The organism is Actinomycetospora callitridis, assembly GCF_028737265.1.
Taxonomy (GTDB): Bacteria; Actinomycetota; Actinomycetes; order Mycobacteriales; family Pseudonocardiaceae; genus Actinomycetospora; species Actinomycetospora callitridis.
Window position 1 is genome coordinate 174,647 of sequence record NZ_JAQZAK010000010.1, and the last position, 22,766, is coordinate 197,412.

General features: G+C 74.1%; 21 protein-coding genes, 1 tRNA gene and 1 pseudogene. 15 read left to right on the plus strand and 8 right to left on the minus strand.

Annotation, left to right across the window (positions count from 1 at the left end):
• Nucleotides 1-86: 86 nt before the first annotated feature.
• Nucleotides 87-1,139, plus strand: coding sequence for a histidinol-phosphate transaminase (gene hisC, locus PH191_RS25185; RefSeq protein WP_274197365.1), 1,053 nt, complete (start codon nt 87-89; stop codon nt 1,137-1,139).
• A gap of 59 nt (nt 1,140-1,198) precedes the next feature.
• Here hisC and PH191_RS25190 read toward each other — a convergent pair.
• A pseudogene (locus PH191_RS25190) lies at nt 1,199-2,161 on the minus strand (acyltransferase family protein); the annotation flags it as partial.
• Between the two features lie 68 nt (nt 2,162-2,229).
• Nucleotides 2,230-2,979 (minus strand): DUF1990 family protein, encoded by a 750-nt coding sequence (locus PH191_RS25195; RefSeq protein WP_274197366.1) that lies wholly within the window; start codon nt 2,977-2,979, stop codon nt 2,230-2,232.
• A 64-nt stretch (nt 2,980-3,043) separates the two neighbouring features.
• Between PH191_RS25195 and PH191_RS25200 the strand changes: the two genes are divergently transcribed.
• Nucleotides 3,044-3,721, plus strand: coding sequence for a DUF1990 family protein (locus PH191_RS25200; RefSeq protein WP_274197367.1), 678 nt, complete (start codon nt 3,044-3,046; stop codon nt 3,719-3,721).
• Between the two features lie 7 nt (nt 3,722-3,728).
• On the opposite strand, the gene PH191_RS25205 is transcribed toward PH191_RS25200, so the two are convergent.
• Nucleotides 3,729-4,538 (minus strand): PIG-L deacetylase family protein, encoded by an 810-nt coding sequence (locus tag PH191_RS25205; RefSeq protein ID WP_274197368.1) that lies wholly within the window; start codon nt 4,536-4,538, stop codon nt 3,729-3,731.
• 131 nt (nt 4,539-4,669) lie between these two features.
• Between PH191_RS25205 and PH191_RS25210 the strand changes: the two genes are divergently transcribed.
• The 6 genes from PH191_RS25210 to PH191_RS25235 all read left to right on the plus strand — a co-directional run bounded on the left by PH191_RS25210 (nt 4,670) and on the right by PH191_RS25235 (nt 10,271).
• Entirely contained in the window at nt 4,670-4,861 is a 192-nt protein-coding gene (locus PH191_RS25210; RefSeq protein WP_274197369.1) for a hypothetical protein, read from the plus strand.
• A gap of 316 nt (nt 4,862-5,177) precedes the next feature.
• Nucleotides 5,178-6,155: a 3-oxoacyl-ACP synthase III gene (locus tag PH191_RS25215; protein ID WP_274197370.1), complete on the plus strand. Its 978-nt coding sequence runs from the start codon at nt 5,178-5,180 to the stop codon at nt 6,153-6,155.
• The gene (locus PH191_RS25220) at nt 6,152-7,069 is read left to right on the plus strand and encodes an alpha/beta fold hydrolase (protein ID WP_274197371.1); all 918 of its coding nucleotides are present in this window, start codon (nt 6,152-6,154) and stop codon (nt 7,067-7,069) included. The genes PH191_RS25215 and PH191_RS25220 overlap by 4 nt, the downstream gene beginning before the upstream one ends.
• Nucleotides 7,066-8,715, plus strand: coding sequence for a fatty acid CoA ligase family protein (locus PH191_RS25225; RefSeq protein ID WP_274197372.1), 1,650 nt, complete (start codon nt 7,066-7,068; stop codon nt 8,713-8,715). The genes PH191_RS25220 and PH191_RS25225 overlap by 4 nt, the downstream gene beginning before the upstream one ends.
• Complete coding sequence (locus tag PH191_RS25230) at nt 8,712-9,728, plus strand: NAD-dependent epimerase/dehydratase family protein (protein WP_274197373.1); 1,017 nt, start codon at nt 8,712-8,714, stop codon at nt 9,726-9,728. Before PH191_RS25225 ends, PH191_RS25230 begins: the two co-directional genes overlap by 4 nt.
• An 84-nt stretch (nt 9,729-9,812) precedes the next feature.
• Entirely contained in the window at nt 9,813-10,271 is a 459-nt protein-coding gene (locus tag PH191_RS25235) for a VOC family protein (protein WP_274197374.1), read from the plus strand.
• On the opposite strand, the gene PH191_RS25240 is transcribed toward PH191_RS25235, so the two are convergent.
• Both PH191_RS25240 and PH191_RS25245 read right to left on the minus strand, forming a co-directional pair.
• Nucleotides 10,255-10,887, minus strand: a complete 633-nt coding sequence (locus PH191_RS25240; RefSeq protein ID WP_274197375.1) for an SRPBCC family protein — start codon at nt 10,885-10,887, stop codon at nt 10,255-10,257. The two genes, PH191_RS25235 and PH191_RS25240, sit on opposite strands and share 17 nt — an antisense overlap.
• 23 nt (nt 10,888-10,910) lie before the next feature.
• Nucleotides 10,911-11,501 carry a TetR/AcrR family transcriptional regulator gene (locus tag PH191_RS25245; protein ID WP_274197376.1) on the minus strand — a complete coding sequence of 197 codons (591 nt, stop codon included), beginning with the start codon at nt 11,499-11,501 and terminating at the stop codon, nt 10,911-10,913.
• 73 nt (nt 11,502-11,574) lie between these two features.
• On the opposite strand from PH191_RS25245, the gene PH191_RS25250 reads away from it, so the two are divergent.
• On the plus strand, nt 11,575-12,426 hold the full coding sequence (locus PH191_RS25250) for an SDR family NAD(P)-dependent oxidoreductase (RefSeq protein ID WP_274197377.1): 852 nt from the start codon (nt 11,575-11,577) through the stop codon (nt 12,424-12,426).
• 24 nt (nt 12,427-12,450) lie between these two features.
• Here PH191_RS25250 and PH191_RS25255 read toward each other — a convergent pair.
• Nucleotides 12,451-12,538 (minus strand) — tRNA-Ser (locus PH191_RS25255).
• A gap of 19 nt (nt 12,539-12,557) precedes the next feature.
• On the minus strand, nt 12,558-13,025 hold the full coding sequence (locus PH191_RS25260; protein WP_274197378.1) for a MarR family winged helix-turn-helix transcriptional regulator: 468 nt from the start codon (nt 13,023-13,025) through the stop codon (nt 12,558-12,560).
• A gap of 43 nt (nt 13,026-13,068) precedes the next feature.
• Between PH191_RS25260 and PH191_RS25265 the strand changes: the two genes are divergently transcribed.
• Nucleotides 13,069-14,079: an NAD(P)H-quinone oxidoreductase gene (locus tag PH191_RS25265; protein WP_274197379.1), complete on the plus strand. Its 1,011-nt coding sequence runs from the start codon at nt 13,069-13,071 to the stop codon at nt 14,077-14,079.
• Between the two features lie 166 nt (nt 14,080-14,245).
• Here the strand turns inward: PH191_RS25265 and PH191_RS25270 are convergent, their stop codons facing one another.
• Complete coding sequence (locus PH191_RS25270; protein WP_274197380.1) at nt 14,246-15,463, minus strand: cysteine desulfurase-like protein; 1,218 nt, start codon at nt 15,461-15,463, stop codon at nt 14,246-14,248.
• Nucleotides 15,464-15,563: 100 nt separating this feature from the next.
• On the opposite strand from PH191_RS25270, the gene PH191_RS25275 reads away from it, so the two are divergent.
• From PH191_RS25275 to PH191_RS25295, 5 genes are all read left to right on the plus strand, one after another.
• On the plus strand, nt 15,564-16,142 hold the full coding sequence (locus PH191_RS25275; RefSeq protein WP_274197381.1) for a bacterial proteasome activator family protein: 579 nt from the start codon (nt 15,564-15,566) through the stop codon (nt 16,140-16,142).
• Between the two features lie 68 nt (nt 16,143-16,210).
• Complete coding sequence (gene wzm, locus PH191_RS25280) at nt 16,211-17,149, plus strand: galactan export ABC transporter permease subunit Wzm/RfbD (protein ID WP_274197382.1); 939 nt, start codon at nt 16,211-16,213, stop codon at nt 17,147-17,149.
• A gap of 5 nt (nt 17,150-17,154) precedes the next feature.
• The gene (gene wzt / locus PH191_RS25285; RefSeq protein WP_274197398.1) at nt 17,155-17,955 is read left to right on the plus strand and encodes a galactan export ABC transporter ATP-binding subunit Wzt/RfbE; all 801 of its coding nucleotides are present in this window, start codon (nt 17,155-17,157) and stop codon (nt 17,953-17,955) included.
• The gene (glfT1, locus tag PH191_RS25290; RefSeq protein WP_274197383.1) at nt 17,952-18,869 is read left to right on the plus strand and encodes a galactofuranosyltransferase GlfT1; all 918 of its coding nucleotides are present in this window, start codon (nt 17,952-17,954) and stop codon (nt 18,867-18,869) included. The genes wzt and glfT1 overlap by 4 nt, the downstream gene beginning before the upstream one ends.
• A gap of 90 nt (nt 18,870-18,959) precedes the next feature.
• The gene (locus tag PH191_RS25295; protein ID WP_274197384.1) at nt 18,960-22,529 is read left to right on the plus strand and encodes an arabinosyltransferase domain-containing protein; all 3,570 of its coding nucleotides are present in this window, start codon (nt 18,960-18,962) and stop codon (nt 22,527-22,529) included.
• The last annotated feature ends 237 nt before the right edge of the window (nt 22,530-22,766 follow it).

Sequence of the window (22,766 nt, forward strand, 5' to 3'; positions counted from 1 at the left end):
CCTCAGCCTTCCACGTCCCGCGTGTCCCGTCCCGCGGACCTCGTCGATCACGAGGGGCCCTGGCGACGCCGTCTACCGTGGTCGTCGTGCCCGTGCGACTCCGTGACGACCTCGCCGCCCTCCCCGCCTACGTGGCGGGACGCACCGTGCCCGGCGCGGTGAAGCTCGCGAGCAACGAGATGCCGCTGCCGCCGCTGCCCGCGGTGCTCGACGCGATCGCGCGGGCCGCGGAGGCCGGCAACCGCTACCCCGACATCGCCGTGACCACGCTCACCGCCCGGCTCGCCGAGCACCATGGCATCGACCCGGCCCGCATCGCGGTCGGCTGCGGGTCGGTCGCCCTGTGCGGGCAGCTCGTGCAGTCGGTGTGCGCGCCCGGCGACGAGGTCGTGTTCGCCTGGCGGTCGTTCGAGGCCTATCCGATCGTCGCGCTGACGGGCCACGCGCGGGCCGTCCGGGTCCCGCTCACCGCGGGCCACGTCCACGACCTCGACGCCATGGCCGACGCCATCACCGACCGGACGCGGCTGGTCTTCGTCTGCAACCCGAACAACCCCACGGGCACCGCCGTCGACGAGGACGCGCTGCGGGCGTTCCTCGCGCGCGTGCCGTCCGACGTCCTGGTGGTGCTCGACGAGGCCTACCGCGAGTTCGTCAGCGACGCGCGGGTCCCGGACGGGCTGGCGCTCGCCGAGGAGTTCGACAACATCTGCGTGCTGCGGACGTTCTCGAAGGCCCACCGTCTGGCCGGCCTGCGGGTGGGCTACGCCGTCGCGCCGCCCGAGCTGGCCGCGGCCCTGCGCGGGGTCTCGGTGCCGTTCGCGGTGTCCGCGCCGGCGCAGGCCGCCGCACTGGCGGCGCTGGACAGCCTCGACGAGCTGCTCGCCGACTGCGCGGGCGCGGTCGCCGAGGTCGGGCGGATGACCTCGGAGCTGCGCACCCTCGGGTACGAGGTGCCGCCGTCGCAGGCCAACTTCGTCTGGCTCCCGCTGGCCGACCGGGCGACCGCGTTCTCCGAGCACGCGCTGGAGAACAAGGTGGTCGTCCGCGCGTTCGCGGGCGACGGCGTGCGGGTCAGCGCCGGGACGTCCGAGGAGGTCGACCTCTTCCTCTCGGCCGCCGGCTCGTTCCCGCGCTGAGGGGGCCGCCGCACCAGCCAACGGTGCACCGGGCGCTCGACGAGCACGGTGAGCGCCCAGCCGAGCACCACGGCGACCGCCACCACGAGCACCAGCCGCGGCCAGCCGTGGACGCCGAAGCGCGCCTCCAGGCCCCAGGCGACGAAGTAGCCGATCTGCTGGTTCACCAGGTAGATGCCGTAGGACAGCCCGGCGAGCCAGGTGACGACGCGCGGGAGCGCGCCGACCCGCAGCACGCTCCAGTCCCGTCCGGCGGCCGCCGCGGTGATCCCCGCGACGGCGACCGCGAGCACCAGCACCGACGGCAGGTCGGGCGTGTGGACGTACTCGGCGGCGAGCCCGGTGGCGACGAGGGCGGCGAGGTGCGGGGCGCTCACCCGGCCGCGCGACCAGAGCCACACGGCCAGCCCGATCCCGAAGACCTGCCAGCGGTACATCACGAAGCCCTCGAACGCCGAGGCGACGAGGCCGTCCGGCGGGGCCGTCCGCATCACGACGACGGGCAGGACGATCACGGTCCAGGCCACGGCCGGCAGCGTCCAGCGGCGGCGCCAGACGTCGCGGCCCAGCCACGCGGCCGCGACCGCGGCGAGGGTGAACATCGTCAGCTGGGCGGGCAGCGTCCAGTAGGAGTGGTCGATGTAGGTGACGCGCGAGTCCCAGCCCTGCAGCAGCAGGAGGTTGCCGATGAGGTCGCGACCGCTGGGGCGCCAGTAGCCGTACTGCGCCGCGTAGAGGGTCGCGAGGTAGGTCACCACCACGGCGACGGCGTACGCGGGCAGGAGGCGGGCGAGCCGGTCGGCCCACCAGCGCGCGGGCGGACGCGTCGCGAGCGTGACGCAGACGAAGTACGCCGAGACGACCATGAGCGTGTTGGCGCCCGCCTGGATGCTCCAGGTGAACGGCGTGGGCGTCACCCACGGCAGCACGTCGCTGACGGTGTACGTGGCGTGCTGGACGACCACGCTCGCCACGGCGGCGACGCGCAGCACGTCCCAGCTCAGCTGGCGAGGTCGGCTCATCGCGACCGGACGCTAGGAACGCCCCCTGAGGAGGGGCTGAGACGACCCCACGGCGGGCCTGAGGTTCGTCAGTCCCGCAGCTCGGAGGCGGGGACGCGGCGCGTGACGTCGCACACCGGCCCGTCGCGGCGCCCTTCGGTGAGACGCACGGCACCGAGGCAGAACTGCAGCCAGAGCCCGGCCTGGATCTCGCGACCGATCGCGAGGCGCCGGTAGACGATCTCGGCCCCGCGGTCCCCGGCCCGCGCCCAGGCCTCGATCGTGAACTCGACGACGCCCGCCCCGTCGTCGGACGCGCGGAACTCGATGACGCCGGCCTCGAGGTGCCCGTCGAGCGTTCCGAGGCGGAACCCGGAGGCGTTGCGGGAGAGCACCCGCACCGGACCGTCCCACGGCGCCGGCATGTACACCCGGTACTCGTCGCCGACGCGCATCGTGCCGGGCTCCCCGCGCTCGCGGGCGAACGTGACGACGTGCGGCGGGACCGCGCGGTCGAGGTCCTGCGACAGCGTCTCGATCAGCTCGGCGGCGCCGTGCGTCGCGTCGACGGCGCGGACCGTGAACGTGCGGTGGTACAGCGGTCCGTGCCCGTCGGCGACGGTCTTCGTCCGGCGATCGACCAGGGCGAGCGGCCACGGTGCGGGCAGATCGGTGGCATCACCCTCGGCCCGGTGCCGCTCGGTGATCGGCAGGGTCCGCAGGTGGCGGACGGCCATGGCCACCGCCCCCCAGGCGCGCCGGAGGCGTCCGATCGGCGGGCGATGACTCAGGAGGCGTCGGGGCACCCCGAGCGGGTAGCCGTCGGGCGCTGACAGCATGCGCCGTCGTGAGGACCCGCCCCGTGAGGACCACCTGTGAGGACCACCCCGTGAGGACCGGCCCGTGAGGCTCGGTCCCCACCCCGACCCCGCCCGAGGCCTGCGGGACATCGCGGCCTACGACATCAACTACGACCCGGCGGACACCGACGGTCGCGGCTGGCACCACGATCGGGAACGCCACCTCCTCGGCGACGAGGAGCCCGGCGAGCCCGTGCCGGGCGGGCCGTTCGAGATCGCGTGCCGCCTCGTGCACGACTACGAGTTCGCCGACCCGAAGATCATGCACGCGTACTTCCACGCCGACGCGCCACTCGTCGGGCGGGACATGCTGCTGGAGGGCCGGTTCGTCGTCCTGCGCTTCCCGATGGGCGTGCGCGTCGACGTCGAGGTCGACGAGGTCCGCGACCGCGCGGACGGCACCCGCGAACGCTCGTGGGGCTGGAGCTACCGGACGCTCGAGCACCACCTCGAGCGCGGACGGCTGCTCTACGAGGTGGTCAAGAACCTCGACACCGGGCGCGTGGAGTTCGTCATCACCGGCGTCTCCAGCCGCGCCCGCATCCGGAACCCGGTGATCGCCCTCGGCTTCGGTGTCTTCGGCCGCTGGACGCAGACGCGGTTCTACTCGAGGGCGGGCCGACGCCTCGCCCAGCTGGTCGCGGAGGTCTACGCGGGGGGCGAGCGCCCGGTGCCCGACCGGATCGGACCCGGCGACGTGGTGGTGGCGCCGTCGGGCTGACGCGCCCTCACCGGCCGCGAGGTCGCAGACGGGCGTCGAGCAGCCACGGGCGGTAGAGCGGTCGCAGCCGGGCGGAGCTCAGGATCGACAGGTCGTCGAGCGGCGCCCACTCCCCGGGCCGGTCGAACATCCGCGGCCGGCCGACGAACCAGTGGTGCCGGTGCGCGGTGACCTCCGTGAGCAGCTCGGCGGAGGTCACCGGCGCCGCGTCGTCCCGGGCGCTGCCGAACCCGAAGACCGTCTCGACGCCCCGGACGGCGTTGGCGGCGCGGATCGACGTCTGCAGGGTCCGGTAGTCGTTGCGGTCGTTCTCGCCCGCGTGCTGATCGAGCATCCGGGCGCTGGTGCGCAGGTGGTCCTCGCCGCACGGGACCATCAGCGTGGGACGCGGGAGATCGATCCAGAGCGGCCACATCCACCAGGTCAGCGGGCGCCTCGAGGTCCACACCAGCCGGCGGATCGCCCGCGCGACGGTCTCGTGGCCGTGGTGGCCGTCACGGGGGTGCGGGCCGATCACGAGCTCGGCGTCGTGGCGCTCGACGATCCCGGCCAGCTCGCGGGTCAGGATCCGGCGGGTACGGGCGTGGTCGTCGCCGCGGGAGAGCCCCGGCAGCGACGGCGACTCCTCATGGGTGAACCCGGCGACGCGCAGCGCGGCCGCGAGCTCGGCGCGCCGCCGCTCGTGGTCCGCGGGACGGCCGAGGCCCGCTGCGACGTTGACGACGTGCCAGCCGAGGTCCCGGAGGGAGAGCAGGGTGCACGGCGCGCCGAGGCTCTCGTCGTCGGGGTGCGGCGAGACGTGGACGACGGTGGGCACGGGACGCTCCGAAGGCAGCGGTAGGACAGCGGCAGGGGGCGGCAGGGGCACCGAAGGCTAGGTCGTGGGCCCCGCTTCGTCGCGGGGACGACCGGGCACCCCTGCTGCTGCCGGCGCCGGGAGGGCCACCCATGTCCGCACAGGAGCGCGACGACGATCCACCCGACCGGCTGGCGGACGCCGTCGAGGACGCCATGGAGCCCGAGCTCCGGCGGAGCCTCGCGCCCCTCCCCGAGCGGCCGGACGAGGACCGTGCCCGGCCCCCGAAGGAGCGCGAGGACGCGATCCTCGAGGACCTCCGCGAGCGCCGCGACGACGGGTGAACGCACCGGTAGGGCACAACCGACCGCTCGGCGACTGCGGCGAATGTCGCACGTCGCGCCCCACCGAGAATCGCAGGAAGCGTGTATTTTGCGCCGATTCCGGATATCGCCGCGTTCCTCGGACAGTCGCGACGCCGAACTGATCCGTTCGGCTCAGCACCGGACAGCGCGTTCCTGTTACCCGGGTTCGTGTGACCGAAAGTAGCGCATTCAGGAAACCGCGCGCAATCCGACGGAGAATCCCGATCTCACGCATTCTGGCGACATGCGAGCGACCAAGAGGTACACCCATGTCGCCATCCGGGGCCTGGCGCACGTGGATGCCCCCCACGTCGTCACCTCCGCCGACCTCGAGGAGCGGCTCGCGGAGGCGTTCGGGCGCCTCAAGATCAGCAACGGCCTGCTGGAGAAGCTCGCGGGCATCCGCGAGCGCCGCGTCTGGGACGAGGGGACGATGCCCAGCGAGGTCGCCGCGCAGGCCGGCGAGGAGGCCCTCGCCCGCAGCGGGGTCGCTCGCGAGGACATCGGCGCGCTGATCAACACCTCGGTGAGCCGCGACCACCTCGAGCCCTCGACGGCGAGCATCGTCCACGGCCGCATGGAACTGTCGCCCGAGGCCGTGAACTTCGATCTCGGCAACGCGTGCCTCGGATTCCTCGACGGCATGAACGTGGTGTCGACGATGATCGAGGCCGGCGAGATCGACCACGGCCTCGTCGTCGCCGGCGAGACCAGCCGATTCGCGATGGACTCGACGGTCGCGCGGCTCTCCGGCCCGGACGCGTCGCGGGCGATGTTCCACGAGCAGTTCGCCACGCTGACCGTCGGCTCGGGGGCCGTGGGGATGGTGCTCTCGCGCGCCGACGGACCGGGCGGGCACCGCTACCTCGGCGGGCTCGGTCGCGCGTCCACGGCCGGCAACTCCGGGCTCTGCATCGGGCAGGCCGACGAGATGCGCACCGACACCAAGGGCCTCCTGATGGCCGGCATGGAGCTCGGGGGGCGCACGTGGAAGGAGGCCGTCGCGGCGTTCGACTGGGACGCCGAGGGCTACGACACGTACTGCCTGCACCAGGTCAGCAAGGTCCACACCCGCGCGGTGGCCGACCAGATGGGTCTGCCGATCGAGCGCTTCCCGTCGCTCTTCCCCCGCTTCGGCAACATCGGCCCCGCCGGGGTCCCGACGGTGCTGAGCAAGGCCGTCGAGGACGGCACCGTCACCGAGGGTTCGCGGGTCATGCTCATGGGCGTCGGCAGCGGCATCAACGCCGCCGCGGCGGAGGTGGCCTGGTGACCGCCGCCGCCACCGTCGAGCTCGACGGCTACCCCTTCGCCCCGAAGACCGTCGAGGTCAACGGGCACGTGATGTCCTACGTCGACGAGGGCGACCCGGACGCGCCGCCGGTGCTGCTCGTGCACGGCAACCCGACCTGGTCGTTCTACTACCGCTCGCTGCTGCGCAGCCTCCCCGGCCTCGGGCGCCGGGTGATCGCGCCCGACCACATCGGGATGGGCCGCTCGGACAAGCCGGCGCTCGACGACTACCCGCACACGCTCGCCCGCCGCGTCGAGGACCTCACGGCGTTCGTCGACGCCCTCGGGCTGAGCCGCCCGATCTCGCTGGTGGTGCACGACTGGGGCGGGCCGATCGGGCTGTCCTGGGCGGCCGACCACCCCGGCGCCGTCGACCGGATCGTCGTCCTCAACACCGGCGCGTTCCCGCTGCCCGACGACCACGGTCTGCCGTGGATGCTGCGCGCCGCCCGCCTGCCGGTGGTGAGCGACGTGCTCGTGCGGCGCCTCAACGCGTTCTCGCTCGGCGCCCTCGTGATGGGCACGGGACAGAAGTGGCTGCCGCGCGAGGCGCGCCGCGGGCTGCTCGCGCCCTACGCCCGCCCGGAGGACCGCGTCGCCGTCCACGCCTTCGTGCAGGACATCCCGCTCGGCCCCGACGACCCGGCACACCCGGTGCTCGAACGGCTCGACGAGCGCCTCGCCGTGCTCGACACCCTGCCCGTGCAGGTGCACTGGGGGATGAAGGACCCGGTGTTCGACGGCGACATCCTCGCCCGCCTCGAGCAGCGCCTCCCCCACGCCGAGGTGCACCGCTACCCCGACGCCGGCCACTACGTCCTCGAGGACGTCCCCGGCCCGATCGTCGAACGGGTCGGCGCCTTCCTGGCGGTGCCTGCGGCGGGGCCGGCATGACGGTCGTCGACGCCGCCACCCTCGACGCGCTGCTCGACGAGCACGCGCGGTCCCGCCCGGACGCCGCGGCGCTCGTCCTGCCCCGGCCGGGCCTCGGGGTGCTCGAGTCCCGGCTCGGCGAGCGCGCCACCCAGCGGGTGACGTTCGCCGAGCTCGCGCGCCGGGTCGACGACGTCGCCGCCGGTCTGCGCGCCACCGGGATCGGCCCGGGCACGCGCACCGCGCTGCTCGTGCCCCCGACCGCCGACTTCTTCGTGCTCGCCTACGCGCTGATGCGGGTGCGCGCGGTGCCCGTCGTCGTCGACCCGGGCATCGGGCTGCGGCGTGTGCGCAGCTGCCTCAACGAGGCGGCGCCCGAGGCGTTCATCGCCGTCCCGCGCGGCCACCTCGCGCGGCGGGCGCTCGGGTGGTGCCCGGACGCCCGGATCGCGATCTGCACCGGCGCGGCGCCGATCCCGGGGACGATCGCGCTGCGACGCCTCGAGCGGACCGGAGCCCGGGGCCCGCGGATGCCGCTCGTCGCCGAGCGCCCCGCGGCCGACCCGGCCGCGATCCTGTTCACCAGCGGCAGCACCGGAGCACCCAAGGGCGTCGAGCACCGCGACGAGGGCCTGCTCGCCCAAGCCGGGCTCGTCGGCGGGCTCTACGGCCTCGGGCCCGGCGACGTCAGCCTCGCGACGTTCCCGCCCTTCGCCCTGTTCGGGCCCGCGCTCGGGATGACGACCGTCGTGCCGCGCATGGACCCGACCCGCCCGGCGCGCGTCGTCCCCGGCCGTCTCGTCCGCGCGGTGGAACGCACCGGCGCCACGGTCATGTTCGGGTCGCCGGCCGTCCTCGACCGCCTCGGGCGCGGCGCCCCGGACGGCACGCTGCTGCCGACGCTGCGCACCGTGATCTCGGCGGGCGCACCGGTGCCGCGCGACGTCCAGCGCCGCGTGCTGGCCCTGCTGGCGCCGGGCGCTCAGGTGCACACGCCGTACGGAGCGACCGAGGCCCTGCCCGTCGCGACGATCGGCAGCGACGAGCTGCTCGACCTGCCCGACGACGGGATCTGCGTCGGCCGCCCGGTGCCCGGCGTCGACGTCGCGCTCATGCGCGTCACCGACGGGCCGGTCGCCGCGCTGACGCCGGACATGCGGGTGCCCGACGGCGAGGTCGGCGAGGTCGTCGTCCGCGGACCCGTCGTGAGCCGCGCCTACGCCGAGCGCCCGGAGGCGACCGCGGCCGCGAAGCTCGACTGGGACGGCAGGCTCGCGCACCGGATGGGCGACCTCGCGTCGATCGACGAGGCGGGGCGGTTGTGGTTCGCCGGGCGGGTCACGCACGTGGTGCCGACCGCCGACGGCCCGCTCTACAGCGTGCCGTGCGAGGAGGTCCTCAACCACGACCCCGCCGTCCGCCGCAGTGCGCTGGTCGGCGTCGGCTCGGGGCCCGTCCGCGAGCCCGTGTTCGTCGTCGAGCTGGCCGACGGCGCCCGCCTGACCGACGACGTGCGGGAGCGCCTGCTCGCCGTCGCCGCCTCCGACGCGCGGACCCGCGCCGTGCGCACCGTCCTGCCCCACCGCGCACTGCCCGTCGATCCGCGGCACAACTCCAAGATCGACCGAGAGGCGCTCGGGCGCTGGGCTGCCGAGGAGCTGTCGTGAAGGCGCTGGTCACCGGCGGGGGCGGGTTCCTCGGCGGCGCGGTCGTCGACGCCCTGCTCGCCCGCGGCGACGAGGTCACGAGCCTCGCGCGCGGCGCCTACCCCGCGCTCGCCGACCGGGGTGTCCGGGTGCTGCGCGGCGACCTCGCGGACCTCGGGGCCGCACGCGAGGCCGTCACCGGTCAGGACGTCGTGTTCCACGTCGCCGCGAAGGCCGGCATCTGGGGCACCGACGCGGACTTCCACCGCAGCAACGTCGAGGGCACCCGCGTGCTGCTCGCCGCCTGCCGCGAGGCGGGCGTCGGGCGGTTCGTCTTCACCAGCACGCCGAGCGTCGTGCACACCGGCGGGGACATCGCCGGCGGCCACGAGGGCCTCCCGTACGCCACGCACTTCGACTCGGCGTACCCCCGCACGAAGGCCGAAGCCGAGCGTCTCGTCCTCGCCGCGAACGGCCCCGCCCTGGCCACGACGGCCCTGCGACCGCACCTCGTCTGGGGTCCGGGCGACACCCAGCTCGTGCCGCGCATCCTCGACCGGGCGCGGGCGGGACGCCTGGCGCTGGTCGGGGACGGGTCCGCGGTGATCGACACGACCTACATCGACGACGCGGCGCGCGCCCACCTCGACGCGGCCGACGCGCTCGCGGCTCCCGGCGCCGCCTGTGCGGGGCGGCCCTACTTCGTGACCTCCGGCGACCCGCGCCCCGTTCGCGAGCTGGTCGACGGGATCCTCGCCGCCGGCGGGATGGGGCCGGTCCGCGTCACGGTGCCGCGCCCTGTGGCGGTGGCCGCCGGCGCGGCGGTGGAGACGGTGTGGCGGGGCCTCGGCCTCGCCTCGGCGCGGGGCTGGATCGCCGATCCCGGCGAGCCGCCGATGACCCGCTTCCTCGCCCGTCAGCTCGCCACCGAGCACTGGTTCGACATCTCCGCCGCCCGTCGCGACCTGGGCTACGCGCCGCAGGTCGACCTCGACGAGGGGTTCGCCCGACTGGCGATCTCGCTGGCCGGCTGAGTCCGGGCTGTCGAGAACCGACGGTCGGCTCCGTCCCCGGGGTACGAGCGGCCCCGACGGGCCGCAGGACCCGCGGGGAGCAGCATGTCGATCACACGGATGGACCACGTCGGCGTCGTCGTCGACGACCTCGAGGCCGCCGTCGCCTTCTTCGTCGAGCTGGGCATGGAGCGGGTGGGCGGCGCGGAGTCGGTCGAGGGCCCGTGGGTGAACCGGGTGGTCGGGCTCGACGACGTCCACGTGGAGATCGCCTTCGTGGCGACCCCCGACGGGCACGGCCGGCTGGAGCTCACGCAGTTCCACCGGCCCGCGGCGACGACCGCCGAGCCGGGCGCCCCGGCGAACACCCAGGGCCTGCGTCGACTGATGTTCGCCGTCGACGACATCCACGACACCGTGACGCGGCTGAAGGCCCACGGGGGCGAGCTCGTCGGCGAGATCGCGCCGTACGAGGACGTGTTCCTGCTCTGCTACCTGCGCGGACCGAGCGGCATCATCGTCGCCCTGGCCGAGGAGATCGGCGGAGCTATTCGGCCCCGGTGAAGAAGGCGACCGTGCGGTCGGCGCGGGCCTTCGCGTCGTCGGGGTCGAGGCCGGCATCGACGGTCACCGGCACCCAGGCCGCGCCGACGGCCGTCAGGAACGCGACGCCCTCGGGCGAGGCGGCCCACTCCTCGGACTCGCCGTGCGGGGTGCCGCCGTCGCCGAGGTGCCAGGCCAGGCCGACCAGTCCCAGGTCCCACCCGATCCCGGTGGCCGCGGGGCCGTAGCGGGGCCAGTGCTCGTCGTCGGGGTGGAAGACGTGCGTGAGGTCGAGCCGGGCGCCGTCGCCGTCGGGGCTCAGCCGGAGCTCGATCCAGCTGACGTCGCCGCCGTACTCCCACGTCGCGTCGAGCGCGTGCGGGGCCTCGCAGGCGGTGATCGTCCCGCCGGCCTGGCCCTCGAGCTGGTAGCGCCCGCCGACGTGCAGATCGCCGTGGACCGGCAGGAACCACCTCCCGAGCCGGGCGGGGTCGGTGCACGCCGCCCAGAGGTCCTCGACGTCGGTCGGGTACGTGCGGGAGAGGGTGACGAGGCGTGCGGTGCCGGTCTCCCGCTCGCGGGTGCCGAGCCGGCGGTGGGTCGCGTCGATCTCGCGGCGGATGTCCACGTTCTTCATCCTTGAGTCGTCGCTTATATAAGTCAAGCCGGGTTGAGCGAGCAGACCTCGGCCTCCACGGCGTCGAGGGCCTCGGTGAGGGTGCCGACGTCCAGGTCCTCGAGCCAGCGGGTGAGGGCCTCGCCGACGCAGGCGATCCCGATGCCGGCGATGAGCCGCGCACGCTCCCGCGAGTAGCCGCGACTCTCCAGCTCGGCGACGACGAGCCGCTGGAGCGCGTCGTGCTTCAGGCCCTCGCGGGCCCGGAGCGCGGGCGTCCGCGCGATCACCCGCGCGCGCCGGACCAGCATCTCGCGGTCGGGCTCGAGCAGATCGGCGGCCGCGCGGGCCGCGCAGGAGATGACGGCGAGCGGGGTGCACCCGGGGGGCGCGGACGCCGCCGCCCGCGTCATCGCGTCGTGGAGGGCGTCGTCCTCGGCGAAGAGGAAGTCCTCCTTGTCGGCGAAGTGCCGGTAGAGCGTGCGCTGACCGACCTCGGCCGCCTCGGCCACCGCCGCGACCGTCACCGCGTCGTACCCGTACTCGTCGAACAGGTTCGTCGCCGCGGCCACGATGGCCTCCCGCGTGCGCCGCCGCTTGACCTCGCGCAGCGTCGGGGCGTCGGGCCTGCTCACAGGAGCGAGTATGGCACGCGACGCCATATGGCACACGTTGCCAATTGACACGCCGTGCCACTACGTTGACGGCATGCGCGTTCTCGTCACCGGAGCCACCCGCGGTCTGGGCCTGGCCACCGCTCGCACCCTCGCCCGCCGCGGCGCCGACGTCGTCGTCAGCGGGCGCGACCCCGCGGCCGTCACCCGGGTCGCCGGGGAGATCGGCGGCACGCCGGTCGTCCTCGATCTCGCCCGCCCGTCCCACGTCCGCGAGGTGGCCGCGGAGCTGCCCGCGCTCGACGCGGTGGTCGCCAACGCCGGCGTCCAGTTCGCCGGCGCGCCGACGTTCACCGCGGACGGCGTCGAGGAGACGCTGGCGATCAACGTCCTGGGCCACGTCGTCCTGCTCGATGCCCTGATGGCCGGCCCGAACCCGCCGGGCGAGGTCGTCCTCCTCGGCTCGGGCACCCACCTGCCGGGCGAGATCCCGTTCATCCCCGATCCCGTGGAGGACCTGGATCTCGGCGCGCTGGCCCGGGGCGAGGCGGCGGCCGAGAGCGGCCCGCAGCGCTACAGCACCTCGAAGCTGCACACCACCGCGCTCACCGGCGCGTACGCGCGGGCGTACCCGGACACCTTCTGGACCTGCTACGACCCGGGCCTCATGACCGACACGGGCCTCGCCCGCGATCGTCCCGCCTGGCAGCAGCAGATCTTCCGGACCGTCGGGCGCGGGGTCACGGCCTTCGTGCCGTTCGCCGTCACGTCCGAGCGGTCGGGCGCGACGCTCGCGAGCCTCGTCCTCAACCCGACCGGGCCCTCCGGCGGCGTCGTGGCGTACCACCGGGGCTTCGGCGACCGGTCGGCGCGCGCAGCGGACCCGGAGTACCAGGACGGCCTGCTCGCCGCGGCGCGCGAGCTCGTCGCCGTCGGAGTGCGCTGAGGACCTCCGCGGCTCACGAGCCGCTGGCGGAAGCGGGGGGATTCGAACCCCCGGTCCGGTGAGGGACGTCCGCTTTCAAGGCGGATGCAATCGGCCGCTCTGCCACGCTTCCGCGGGTCAGGGTAGGGCGATCAGCTGTCGGCGCGCAGCTTGGTCACCACGCGCTCGAAGACGTCACCGACGACGCGGCGCTCGTGGTCGTCGAGCAGGTCGACGAAGTGGGCCCGCACGCCCTCCAGGTGATCGGGCGCGGCGCGCTGGAGGACGTCGTAGCCGTGGGCGGTGAGGACGGCGAACACGCCCCGGCCGTCGGAGGGGCAGAGCTCGCGGCGCACGAGGTCGTCGGCCTCGAGGCGGGACACCTGGTGGGACAGGCGGGACTTCGACGCCACGACCTCGTCGGCGAGCAGGCTCATCCGCATCCGGTGGTCCTGCTGCTCGGAGAGCCGGACCAGGATCTCGTAGTCGGCCAGCGAGATGCCGTGGGCGTCCGACAGCTCGCGGTTGAGGCGCCCCGCGAGCAGCGCCTGCCCCGCGATGTAGTTGCGCCACGCGTGCCACTCGACGGGGTCGAGCCAGCGCGGTTCCTGCTCCGCCATCCGCCCAGGATACTGCGGGCGAGGCCCGCTAGCGTCGCGTGTCGTGTACGCGATCAGCATCCGTGAGCCCGGCGGCCCCGAGGTCCTCGAGTGGACCGAGCACCCCGATCCCGAGCCCGGGCCGAACGAGGTCGTCGTCGACGTCGTCGCGACCGCGGTGAACCGCGCCGACGTGATGCAGCGCCAGGGGATGTACCCGCCGCCGCCCGGAGCGTCGGAGGTCCCGGGCCTGGAGTGCTCGGGACGCATCGCCGCGCTCGGTCCCGACGTCGAGGGGTGGGCGGTGGGCGACGAGGTGTGCGCGCTGCTCGCGGGTGGCGGCTACGCCGAGAAGGTCGTCGTCCCCGTGCCCCAGCTGCTGCCCGTCCCGCGCGGGGTCTCGCTGACCCAGGCCGGCGGGCTGCCCGAGGTCGCCTGCACGGTGTGGTCGAACCTCGCCATGACCGGCCACCTGGGCGAGGGCGAGACGCTGCTCGTGCACGGCGGGACCGGGGGCATCGGCACCCACGCCATCCAGGTCGGCAAGGCGCTCGGCGCGCACGTCCTCGCCACCGCGGGCTCGCCCGAGCGGCTGCAGACCTGCCTCGACCTGGGCGCCGACCTCGCGATCGACTACCACGACGACCTGCCCACCGAGGTCGCCAGCGCCACCGACGACCGCGGTGTCGACGTCATCCTCGACAACATGGGCGCCTCGGGCCTCAAGGCGAACCTGGCCTCGCTCGCCACCGGCGGCCGCCTCGTGATCATCGGGCTGATGGGCGGGCCGATGACGGAGATCAACCTCGCGACGCTGCTCACCAAGCGACTCAGCGTCGGCGCCACCAACCTCCGCGGCCGCGCCGTCGAGGGCCCCGACGGCAAGGGCGCGATCGTCTCCGCGGTGCGCGAGAGCCTGTGGCCGCTCGTGGAGCAGGGGGCGGTGCGCCCCGTGGTGCACGAGTACCTGCCGGTCGCCGAGGCCTCGCGGGCGCACGCCGCGCTCGACGAGGGCGGGGTCGTCGGCAAGCTGATCCTGGTCGTGCGCGACGAGGACGGGGTGCTGGGCGGCTGACGGGTGGGAGCGAGGGACGCCTCAGCTGCCTCCCACGCAGCGAGGGTGACCCTCGCTCCGACTCCGCCGGCCGGCCCCCGAGCAGCGAGGGACGCCTCAGCTGCGTCCCACGCAGCGAGGGTGACCCTCGCTCCGACACCGCAGCCGAGCCGCGCGGGCCCGAGCGTCAGAGCCGCGCGAGCGCGCTCACGAGCGTGTCGATCTCGGCGCGGGTGCTGTAGTGCGCGAGCCCGACGCGCACGACGCCGCCGACCTCGGCGCCGCCGAGGACCTCGAGCGCTCCGGAGTCGCCGGTGTCGGTGACGACGCAGACCCCGTGCTCGGCGACCCGCTCGGCGACCTCGCGCGCGGTGCGCCCGGCGACGGTGAACGCGACGACGGGGATCCGGCGCGGGGGCTCGCCGATGACCATCACGCCGGGCAGGAAGCGCAGCTCGGAGACGAGGTACGCGGTGAGGTCGTCCTGGTGGCTGCGGACCGAGCTCATCGAGGTGAGCACCTTGTCGCGGCGCGTGCCGTCGGCATTGTCGTCGAGCTCGGCGAGGTAGTCGATCGACGCGACGAGGCCGGCGAGCAGCGCCCAGGGGGCGTCGCCGACCTCGAGGCGCTCGGGGCCGCGGGCCGAGGCGTCGAGGGACGCGGCGGGCAGGCGGTCGAGCAGGTCGGGCGTGCGGAACACCAGCGCGCCCACCGGCGGCCCGCCCCACGCGGCGGCCGAGAGCACCATGACGTCGGCGCCCATCGTGTCGAGGTCGAGCGGCAGGTAGGGCGCCGCGGCGGTGGCGTCGACCACCAGCAGCGGCTCGACCCCCGTGCTCCGCGCGGGCAGGGCGTGCACCTTGCGCGCGATGGCGGCGACCTCGGTGCGGGTGCCGATCGCCGGGCACGCGGCCGTGACGGCGACGACCCGTGTGCGCTCGCCCAGCAGCTCGTCGTACTGCCAGCTCGGCAGCTCGCAGGTCTCGACGTCGATCTCGGCGGTGAGCACCCGCCCGCCGGCGCGCTGCGCCGCGCGCTCCCACGGGGCGACGTTCGCGAGGTCGTCGAGCCGTGAGACCACCACCTCGTCGCCCAGGCTCCACTCGGACCCGAGGGCGTCGGCGAGGCGTTCGAGCAGCGGGGCGGGCCCGGGGCCGAGGACGACGCCCTTGGGGTCGGCGCCCACGAGGTCGCCCACCGCGCGCCGGGCGGCCTCCACGATGGCGCCGCCGCGCAGGGACGCCGGGAACACCCCACCGGGACGTGAGACGGGGGCGCGCAGGGCCGACGACACCGCCGTCGCCACCTGTTCGGGGACCTGCATGCCCGTCGGGCCGTCGAGGTGCGCCCATCCGTCACCGAGCGCGGGCACCAGCCCGCGGACCCTGGCGACGTCGAACGTCATGCTTTCGGAGGGTACGGAGCAGTGTTGCGGGCGGCGACGGTGGTCGGCTCAGGAGACGGTCAGGGGCGCCGGACGGGCGCTGCGCGCCGACGGGTGGAGGATGGGGAGCATGAGCGAGGCACCCTCCGGACCCAGTGCGGGCGACCAGGTCATGGTCGTCGGACCCGACGGCCAGCCGGTCGGCACCGTGCGGATGCCCGGCGGCGAGGACGGCGACGGCGAGGTCGTGGAGGACTCCGCCCAGGACGCCGAGAACAGCGAGGACCTGTCGGGGGCCGTCGAGGAGCCGGCGAAGGTCATGCGCATCGGCATGATGATCAAGCAGCTGCTCGAGGAGGTCCGCGGGACCGACCTCGACGACGCCAGCCGCGGGCGCCTGCGCGAGATCCACGCCTCGTCGCTGCGCGAGCTCGAGACGGCGCTCTCGCCCGAGCTGCGCGAGGAGCTCGCCCGCCTCGTCGAGCCGTTCGCCGCCGACGAGCCGCCCTCGGCCGGTGAGCTCCGCGTCGCCCAGGCCCAGCTCGTCGGCTGGCTCGAGGGGCTGTTCCACGGGATCCAGACCGCGCTGGTCGCCCAGCAGATGGCCGCCCGGGTGCAGCTCGAGCAGATGCGCAAGGGCCTGCCGGCCGGGTCGTCGGGCGCGGCGGCGGGCGTGGGCACCACGGGCCAGTACCTCTGAGCCGGGAGGTCGGCACGCCCCTGCCGGGACGCGGAGCCGCACCCCCGGCGCAGGTACGCTCACCGGTCGTGGCCGTCCCCGCACTCGCGCGCCAGGACGCCGACGACCCGGCGCCCCTCGAGCACGCTCCGTCCCCGCGCAGCTGGGGGCGTGCGTTCGGGGACATCCGCAAGGCCGTGGACCAGCGCGAGCTCTGGGGTCACCTCGGCTGGCAGGACATCAAGCAGCGCTACCGCCGCTCGGTGATCGGGCCGTTGTGGATCACCATCAGCATGGCGGTCACCGCCGCGGCGCTGGGCGGGCTGTACTCGCAGCTGTTCGGCCAGCCGATCGGCACGTTCATGCCGTACGTGACCGTCGGCTTCATGATCTGGTACTTCATCAGCGCCTGCGTGCTGGAGGGCACCGAGACCTTCATCGCCAACGAGGGCCTCATCCGCTTCCTCCCGGCGCCGCTGATGATCTACGTCTTCAGGACGGTCTGGCGCCAGATCCTCTTCTTCGCGCACAACGTCGTCGTCTACGTCATCGTGCTGGCGATCTTCTTCCGGCAGCTCGACCAGCCGTACACCATGGTCAACAACAACCCGGCCGCCATCGTTCACCCCGGCCTGAGCTGGTGGGCGCTGATGGCGATCCCGGCCTTCGTGCTGATCGTCGTGAACGGCCTGTGGGTGACCCTGCTGTTCGGGATCATCTCCGCGCGGTTCCGGGACATCCCGCCGGTGGTCGGCAGCTTCATGCAGCTGTTCTTCACCATGACGCCGATCATCTGGACGACCGACCTGCTGACCGGCGGCGCGCCCGGCAGCCCGAAGGCGATCATCGAGTTCCTGGCGAAGCTGAACCCCTTCTACCACTTCATCGAGATCTTCCGGGCCCCGCTCGTGGGCCAGGTGCAGAGCTGGACGCACTGGGCGGTGGCCGGCGGGATCACCGTCATCGGGTGGTCGCTCGCGCTGATCGCGCTGCGCAACTACCGCTCCCGCGTCGCGTACTGGGTGTGAGCGCCATGGTCAGCATCGAGGTCCGAGGGGCCAGCGTCGAGTTCCCGATCTTCGACGCCAAGAACAGGTCGCTCAAGAAGTCCGTCCTCGGCCGCGCCGGCGGGCGGATCAGCGATCAGAAGGTCCCCGTGGTGGAGGCCCTGCGCGACATCGACCTGACGCTCGGCGAAGGCGCCCGCGTCGGGCTCGTGGGGCACAACGGCGCCGGCAAGTCGACGCTGCTGCGCCTGCTCGCCGGCATCTACGAGCCGACCCGCGGACGCGCGAGCATCCGCGGTCGCGTCGCGCCGGTGTTCGACCTCGCGGTGGGCATGGACCCCGAGATCTCCGGCTACGAGAACATCCTCATCCGCGGCCTGTTCCTCGGGATGACCCGCCGCGAGATGGAGCGCCGGGTCGACGAGATCGCCGAGTTCACCGAGCTCGGCGACTACCTGAACATGCCGCTGCGCACCTACTCGACCGGCATGCGGGTGCGGCTCGCGCTCGGCGTCGTCACCTCGATCGACCCGGAGATCCTCATCCTCGACGAGGGCATCGGCGCGGTCGACGCGGCGTTCCTCGAGAAGGCCCGCGACCGCCTGCGCGACCTCGTCGGACGCTCCGGGATGCTCGTCTTCGCCTCGCACTCCGACGAGTTCCTCGTCGAGCTCTGCGACACCGCGATCTGGATGGACGGCGGGGTCATCCGCGAGCAGGGCTCGCTGCGCGACGTCGTGAGCCACTACAAGGGCCGCGACGTGTTCGAGAACCTCAGCCAGGAGACGATCGAGCGCCTCGAGCGGGCGAGCGTGACCGGCGGATGAGTCCCGAGGGTCAGATCGACGGGGAGACCGTGACGGCCGTCGTCGTCACCCGGCACCGGGCCGACCTGCTCGTCGACGGGCTCGCGGTGGTCGCCAAGCAGACCCGCCCGCCCGACCACCTGATCGTCGTCGACAACGGTCCCGACGAGGCGACCCGCGAGGTCGTCGAGAACTGCGGCCTGCCCGTCACCTACCTGCCGTCGCACCACAACCTCGGGGGCGCCGGCGGGTACGCGCTCGGGATGCTCACCGCGCTGGCGCGGGGCACCGACTGGCTCTGGCTGGCCGACGACGACGGCAGGCCCGTCGACGAGCACGTGCTGGCGACCCTGCTCGACGTCGCCCGCCGGCGCGGGCTGGCCGAGGTCTCCCCGGTGATCGCCGACATCGACGACCCGGACCGCCTGGCGTTCCCGCTGCGCCAGGGCCTGCACTGGATGCGGCGCCGTAGCGAGCTCGCCGCCTACGGGGACGACGAGCTGCTGCCCGGTATCGCGCACCTGTTCAACGGGGCGCTGTTCCGCGCGAGCACCCTCGACGTCATCGGGGTGCCCGACCTGCGCCTGTTCGTCCGCGGGGACGAGGTCGAGGTCCACCGCCGGCTGGCCCGCTCCGGGCTGCCCTACGGGATCTGCCTCACCACCGCCTACGTGCACCCCGACGGCTCCGCCGAGTTCAAGCCGATGCTCGGCGGACGCCTGCACGCCCAGGACCCGGGCGACGCCACGAAGCGTTACTACACGTACCGCAACCGTGGCTATCTGCTCGCCCAGCCGGGTCTCCGGCGGTTCGGGGCGATCGAGCACCTGCGCTTCGCCTGGTACTTCCTGGTCTCCCGCCGGGACCCCGCCGGGCTGCGCGAGTGGCTGTCACTGGTCCGTCTCGGACGTCGCGAGCGCTTCCTGCGTCGCTGACGTCCCTCCCGCCCCTGAGGTCACCCGATCGATGAGCCACACCATGGTCCACCTCACGGTGCCCACCGGCGCCCGGACTAACCTCGCCGCGTGCTGACCTCGGAACAGGCCGTCAGCCCGGCGCGCCCGGGCAGCGGCGACTCCGAGACCCCGAACGGGGATCGTCCGACCCGGGGCCCGCGATGGTTGCGGTTCACGGCGGTCGGTCTCGGCCTGTTCGGCACGGTGCTGGCGCTGCTCTTCCCGTTCCTGCCCGTCGTGCAGGAGACCGCCACGATCTCGTGGCCGAGCGCGACCACCGGCACCCGTCCGGTCGACGCCCCGCTGGTGGCCTACCGGCCCGAGACGATGAGCGTCACCGTCCCCTGCCGGGCGATCCAGGACCTCGACGGCCGGACCGGGCCCGCGGCGAACGTCCTCTCGACCTACCCGCCGCTCTCGCCGGACGGGCCGTCGGTGGGCATGCGCCTGACCGTCGAGAACGGCCAGCTCGTCCTGAACGACCGCGGGCAGCAGATGGCCACCGCGGCGGTCCCGCCCGGCGACTGCACGGTGCGGATCGTCTCGGACGCCGGCTCCACGCTCGTCGACCTCGGTATCGGGCAGGAGATCCGGCTGCCGTTCGACGCCCGTCCCCAGGTCGTCGGCATCTACTCCGACCTCGACCAGGACCGTGACGACGTCGCCGGCGTCGCGGTGTCGATCACCCCGGACACCCGCTTCGAGACCAGCCCCACGACGCTGAAGATCCTCGCCGGGCTCCTGGCGGTGCTGGCCGCGGGCGGCGGCGTCTGGGCCCTGCACGCCCTCGACGTGCGCGCGGGACGTCGCGCGCCGCGCCTGGCGCCCAAGCGCTGGTGGTGGCCCACCACCCGCGACGCCGTCGTCACCGTCGTGCTCGCGGTGTGGGCGGTGATCGGCAGCCAGACCTCCGACGACGGTTACATCCTGGGCATCGCCCGCGCGCGGGAGTCGGCGGGCTACATCGGCAACTACTACCGCTGGTTCAACGTCCCCGAGGCACCGTTCGGCTGGTTCTACGAGCTCTACGCGCTGTGGATCCGCCTCGGCGACTCGATCCTGTGGATGCGGCTGCCGTCGCTGATCATGGGGATCGCCTCCTGGATCCTCATCAGCCGCGAGATGCTGCCGCGCCTGGGCCAGCAGGTCCGGCGGTCGAAGGCGGCGGCCTGGGCGGCCGCGGGCGTGTTCCTCGCCTTCTGGCTGCCCTACAACAACGGGCTGCGCCCCGAGCCGGTCGTGGTGATCGCCGCCCTGCTCGCCTTCTGCGCCGTCGAGCGCGGCGTCGCGACCCGCCGCCTGGCGCCGGTGGCCCTGGGGCTGCTCGCCGCGGCGTTCGCGGTGGCGGCCACGCCGACGGGACTCATCGCCGTCGCGCCGTTCCTCGCCGCGGCACGCCCGCTCTGGCGCCTGGTGATCGAGCGAGTGCGCTTCGGCGGCTGGCTGCCGGTGCTGGCACCGATCTCGGCGGCCGGGCTGCTCGTGCTCGTCCCGATCTTCTCCGACCAGACGTGGGCCGCGGTCTGGGAGGCGACGCGCCTGCGCACGCTGCTCGGGCCGAACTGGACGTGGTTCCAGGAGGTCGTGCGCTACCAGTCGCTGTTCGGGACGGCGGCCGACGGTTCGCTCGCGCGCCGGTTCCCGGTGCTGCTGCTGATCCTCGGGATCGTCGTCTGCATGGTGGTGCTGCTGCGCCGCGACAAGATCGCCGGCGCCGCGCTCGGCCCGTCGCAGCGGCTCATCGGCTCGTCGGTGATCGCGTTCGCCGTGCTCGCGCTGACCCCGACGAAGTGGACCCACCACTTCGGCGCCTTCGCCGCTCTCGGCGCCGGCATCGCCGCGCTGACGGCGCTGGCGACGTCGTCGGACGTCCTGCGCTCGCGCCGCAACCGCCTGCTCTTCCTGGCCGCGCTGTTCGCGATCCTGGCGCTGGCGTTCACCGGCCCGAACACCTGGTTCTACACGAACAACTGGGGCGTGCCGTTCAACGGCGGCCCGCCCTTCTGGGACGGCTGGCCGTTCGGCTACGGCCTCGTCGAGCCCTGGCCGGTCTACTCGCTGTGCCTCGCGGTGTCGGTGATCCTGCTGGCGGCCGCCGGGATCGAGCATGTCCGTGGGGTGCCCCGCCCGCCCGTGTCGCGGCCGCCGGAGGACGAGGACGCCAAGCCCTCGGCCGCCTCGGCCGCCGTCGGTGCGGTGCTCGCCCCGCCCAAGGACGCGATCGACAAGCTGCGGGCGACCCGCGGCGGGTCGAGCGTCGAGCGGCGCGCCCGGGCCCTGCGGATCGGCTCGGCGCCGATCGCGCTGGTGTGCGCCGGGCTCCTCGTGTTCGAGATGGTCTCGATGACCGACGGGATCGAGGCGCAGGCCGGCAGCTTCTCGCTCGGCGGTGACGTACTCGAGCACCCCTTCGGCGACGGCTGCGGCCTCGCCGACCGGGTCCGCGTCGAGGGCTCGACGGCCGCCGGTGTGCTGCCGACCGCCCCCGCGCCGACCGGGATCACCGCCGCCTCCGGCGTGCTGCCGACCGTCGCCCCGGCCACGCCGACCCCGACGCCCGCGCCCGCCGACGGAGCCGGTTCGGGATCGTCGGCCGGCGAGGGCGCGGGCGGCACCGACGGCGGCGGGACGACGACCACGACGCCGCCGACGACGTCCACCACCCCCGGGGCGGTCACACCCGGCCGGCCGACCCCGGCGCCGCTGCCCGCGAACACCGTGCCGGCGTCCGCTCCGGAGGCGCAGCTCGTCGACCCCCAGCCCGGCAACAGCGGGTTCACCGCCGCCGGCGCGACCCCGCCGGTCGGCGGCGGCACCGGGGTCTCGGGCTACGAGTACTCGCTGCGCAACGGGCTCGCCGACCAGGCGATCGGCTCCTACGACGCGGCCGGCACGGGCACCGGCGTCCTGCGCACCGACTGGTACTCGCTCGACGACGAGATCCGCGCGGGCACCACGCCGCTCGTCCTGTCCGTCGCCGGGCGCCTCAACGGCGGCAACTTCCTGACGATCCAGTTCGCCGACCGCCTGCCCGACGGGCGCGTGCGGGTCCTCGGCCAGCAGCCGGTCGACGACGGCCGCTTCGGCGAGCCGGGGTGGCGCGAGATCCGGCTCAACCTCGCCGGCGGCCCCGGCGCCCAGGCCGATGAGGTGCGGCTGATCGCGCAGGACCGGGCGCTGGGTCCCGACGGCTGGCTCGCGATCGCGCCGATGCGCGGCCCCCAGCTCGTGCCGCTGACCCAGATCCTCGGGCCGGAGAACCCGGGCTACCTGGAGTGGCCCGTGCAGTTCGCGAGCCCGTGCCTGCGGCCGTTCGAGGTGCGCGACGGGATCGCCGAGGTCGCCCGCTACCGCCTCATCGCCGACGCGAGCCAGCTGCGCCCGGGTGGCGTCAACTGGTCGTCGTCCAACGCCGGCGGGCCGCTGGGGTGGATCGAGATCCTCGAACGGCGCACCGAGCTGCCGACCTATCTCGAGGGCCAGCCCCAGCGCGACTGGGGCATCGTCGAGCGCCTCGACCCGTACACCCCGAACGCCGCCGCGCCGGTCGTGACCCGCGGCGAGCGGACGATCTCGGGGACCTTCACCCCCGGCCCCATCGGCGACCCGCCGCCCGGGACGCCGTCGCCGGAGCGCTGAGCCTGGCTGGTCGGGGTTGCAGCGAACGACCTATCGGCGTGCTCCCCTGACTCGCTGCTTCTAGGTGTAGTGCCCACGATCGTTGTTGACGGCGTGGTGGCTTGAACGCGGGGAGACCTCCGGGCGAGGTGTGAGTTGTCGACGCTCACGCCCCACGCCCGGAGGTCTCGGTGGCCCACCGTAATGCCCGTCTGACACCGCACGGCCGGTTGTTGCTGGTGACGCGTGTCCTCGATC

Bases quoted from the DNA above. Each gene is read 5' to 3' on its own strand.
- wzt (WP_274197398.1), top strand. From the start codon at position 17,155: ATGGTCAGCATCGAGGTCCGAGGGGCCAGCGTCGAGTTCCCGATCTTC.
- glfT1 (WP_274197383.1), top strand. From the start codon at position 17,952: ATGAGTCCCGAGGGTCAGATCGACGGGGAGACCGTGACGGCCGTCGTC.
- PH191_RS25225 (WP_274197372.1), top strand. From the start codon at position 7,066: ATGACGGTCGTCGACGCCGCCACCCTCGACGCGCTGCTCGACGAGCAC.
- PH191_RS25240 (WP_274197375.1), bottom strand. From the start codon at position 10,887: ATGAAGAACGTGGACATCCGCCGCGAGATCGACGCGACCCACCGCCGG.
- PH191_RS25260 (WP_274197378.1), bottom strand. From the start codon at position 13,025: ATGGCGGAGCAGGAACCGCGCTGGCTCGACCCCGTCGAGTGGCACGCG.
- PH191_RS25195 (WP_274197366.1), bottom strand. From the start codon at position 2,979: ATGCTGTCAGCGCCCGACGGCTACCCGCTCGGGGTGCCCCGACGCCTC.
- PH191_RS25250 (WP_274197377.1), top strand. From the start codon at position 11,575: ATGCGCGTTCTCGTCACCGGAGCCACCCGCGGTCTGGGCCTGGCCACC.
- PH191_RS25275 (WP_274197381.1), top strand. From the start codon at position 15,564: ATGGGGAGCATGAGCGAGGCACCCTCCGGACCCAGTGCGGGCGACCAG.
- PH191_RS25270 (WP_274197380.1), bottom strand. From the start codon at position 15,463: ATGACGTTCGACGTCGCCAGGGTCCGCGGGCTGGTGCCCGCGCTCGGT.
- PH191_RS25210 (WP_274197369.1), top strand. From the start codon at position 4,670: ATGTCCGCACAGGAGCGCGACGACGATCCACCCGACCGGCTGGCGGAC.
- PH191_RS25235 (WP_274197374.1), top strand. From the start codon at position 9,813: ATGTCGATCACACGGATGGACCACGTCGGCGTCGTCGTCGACGACCTC.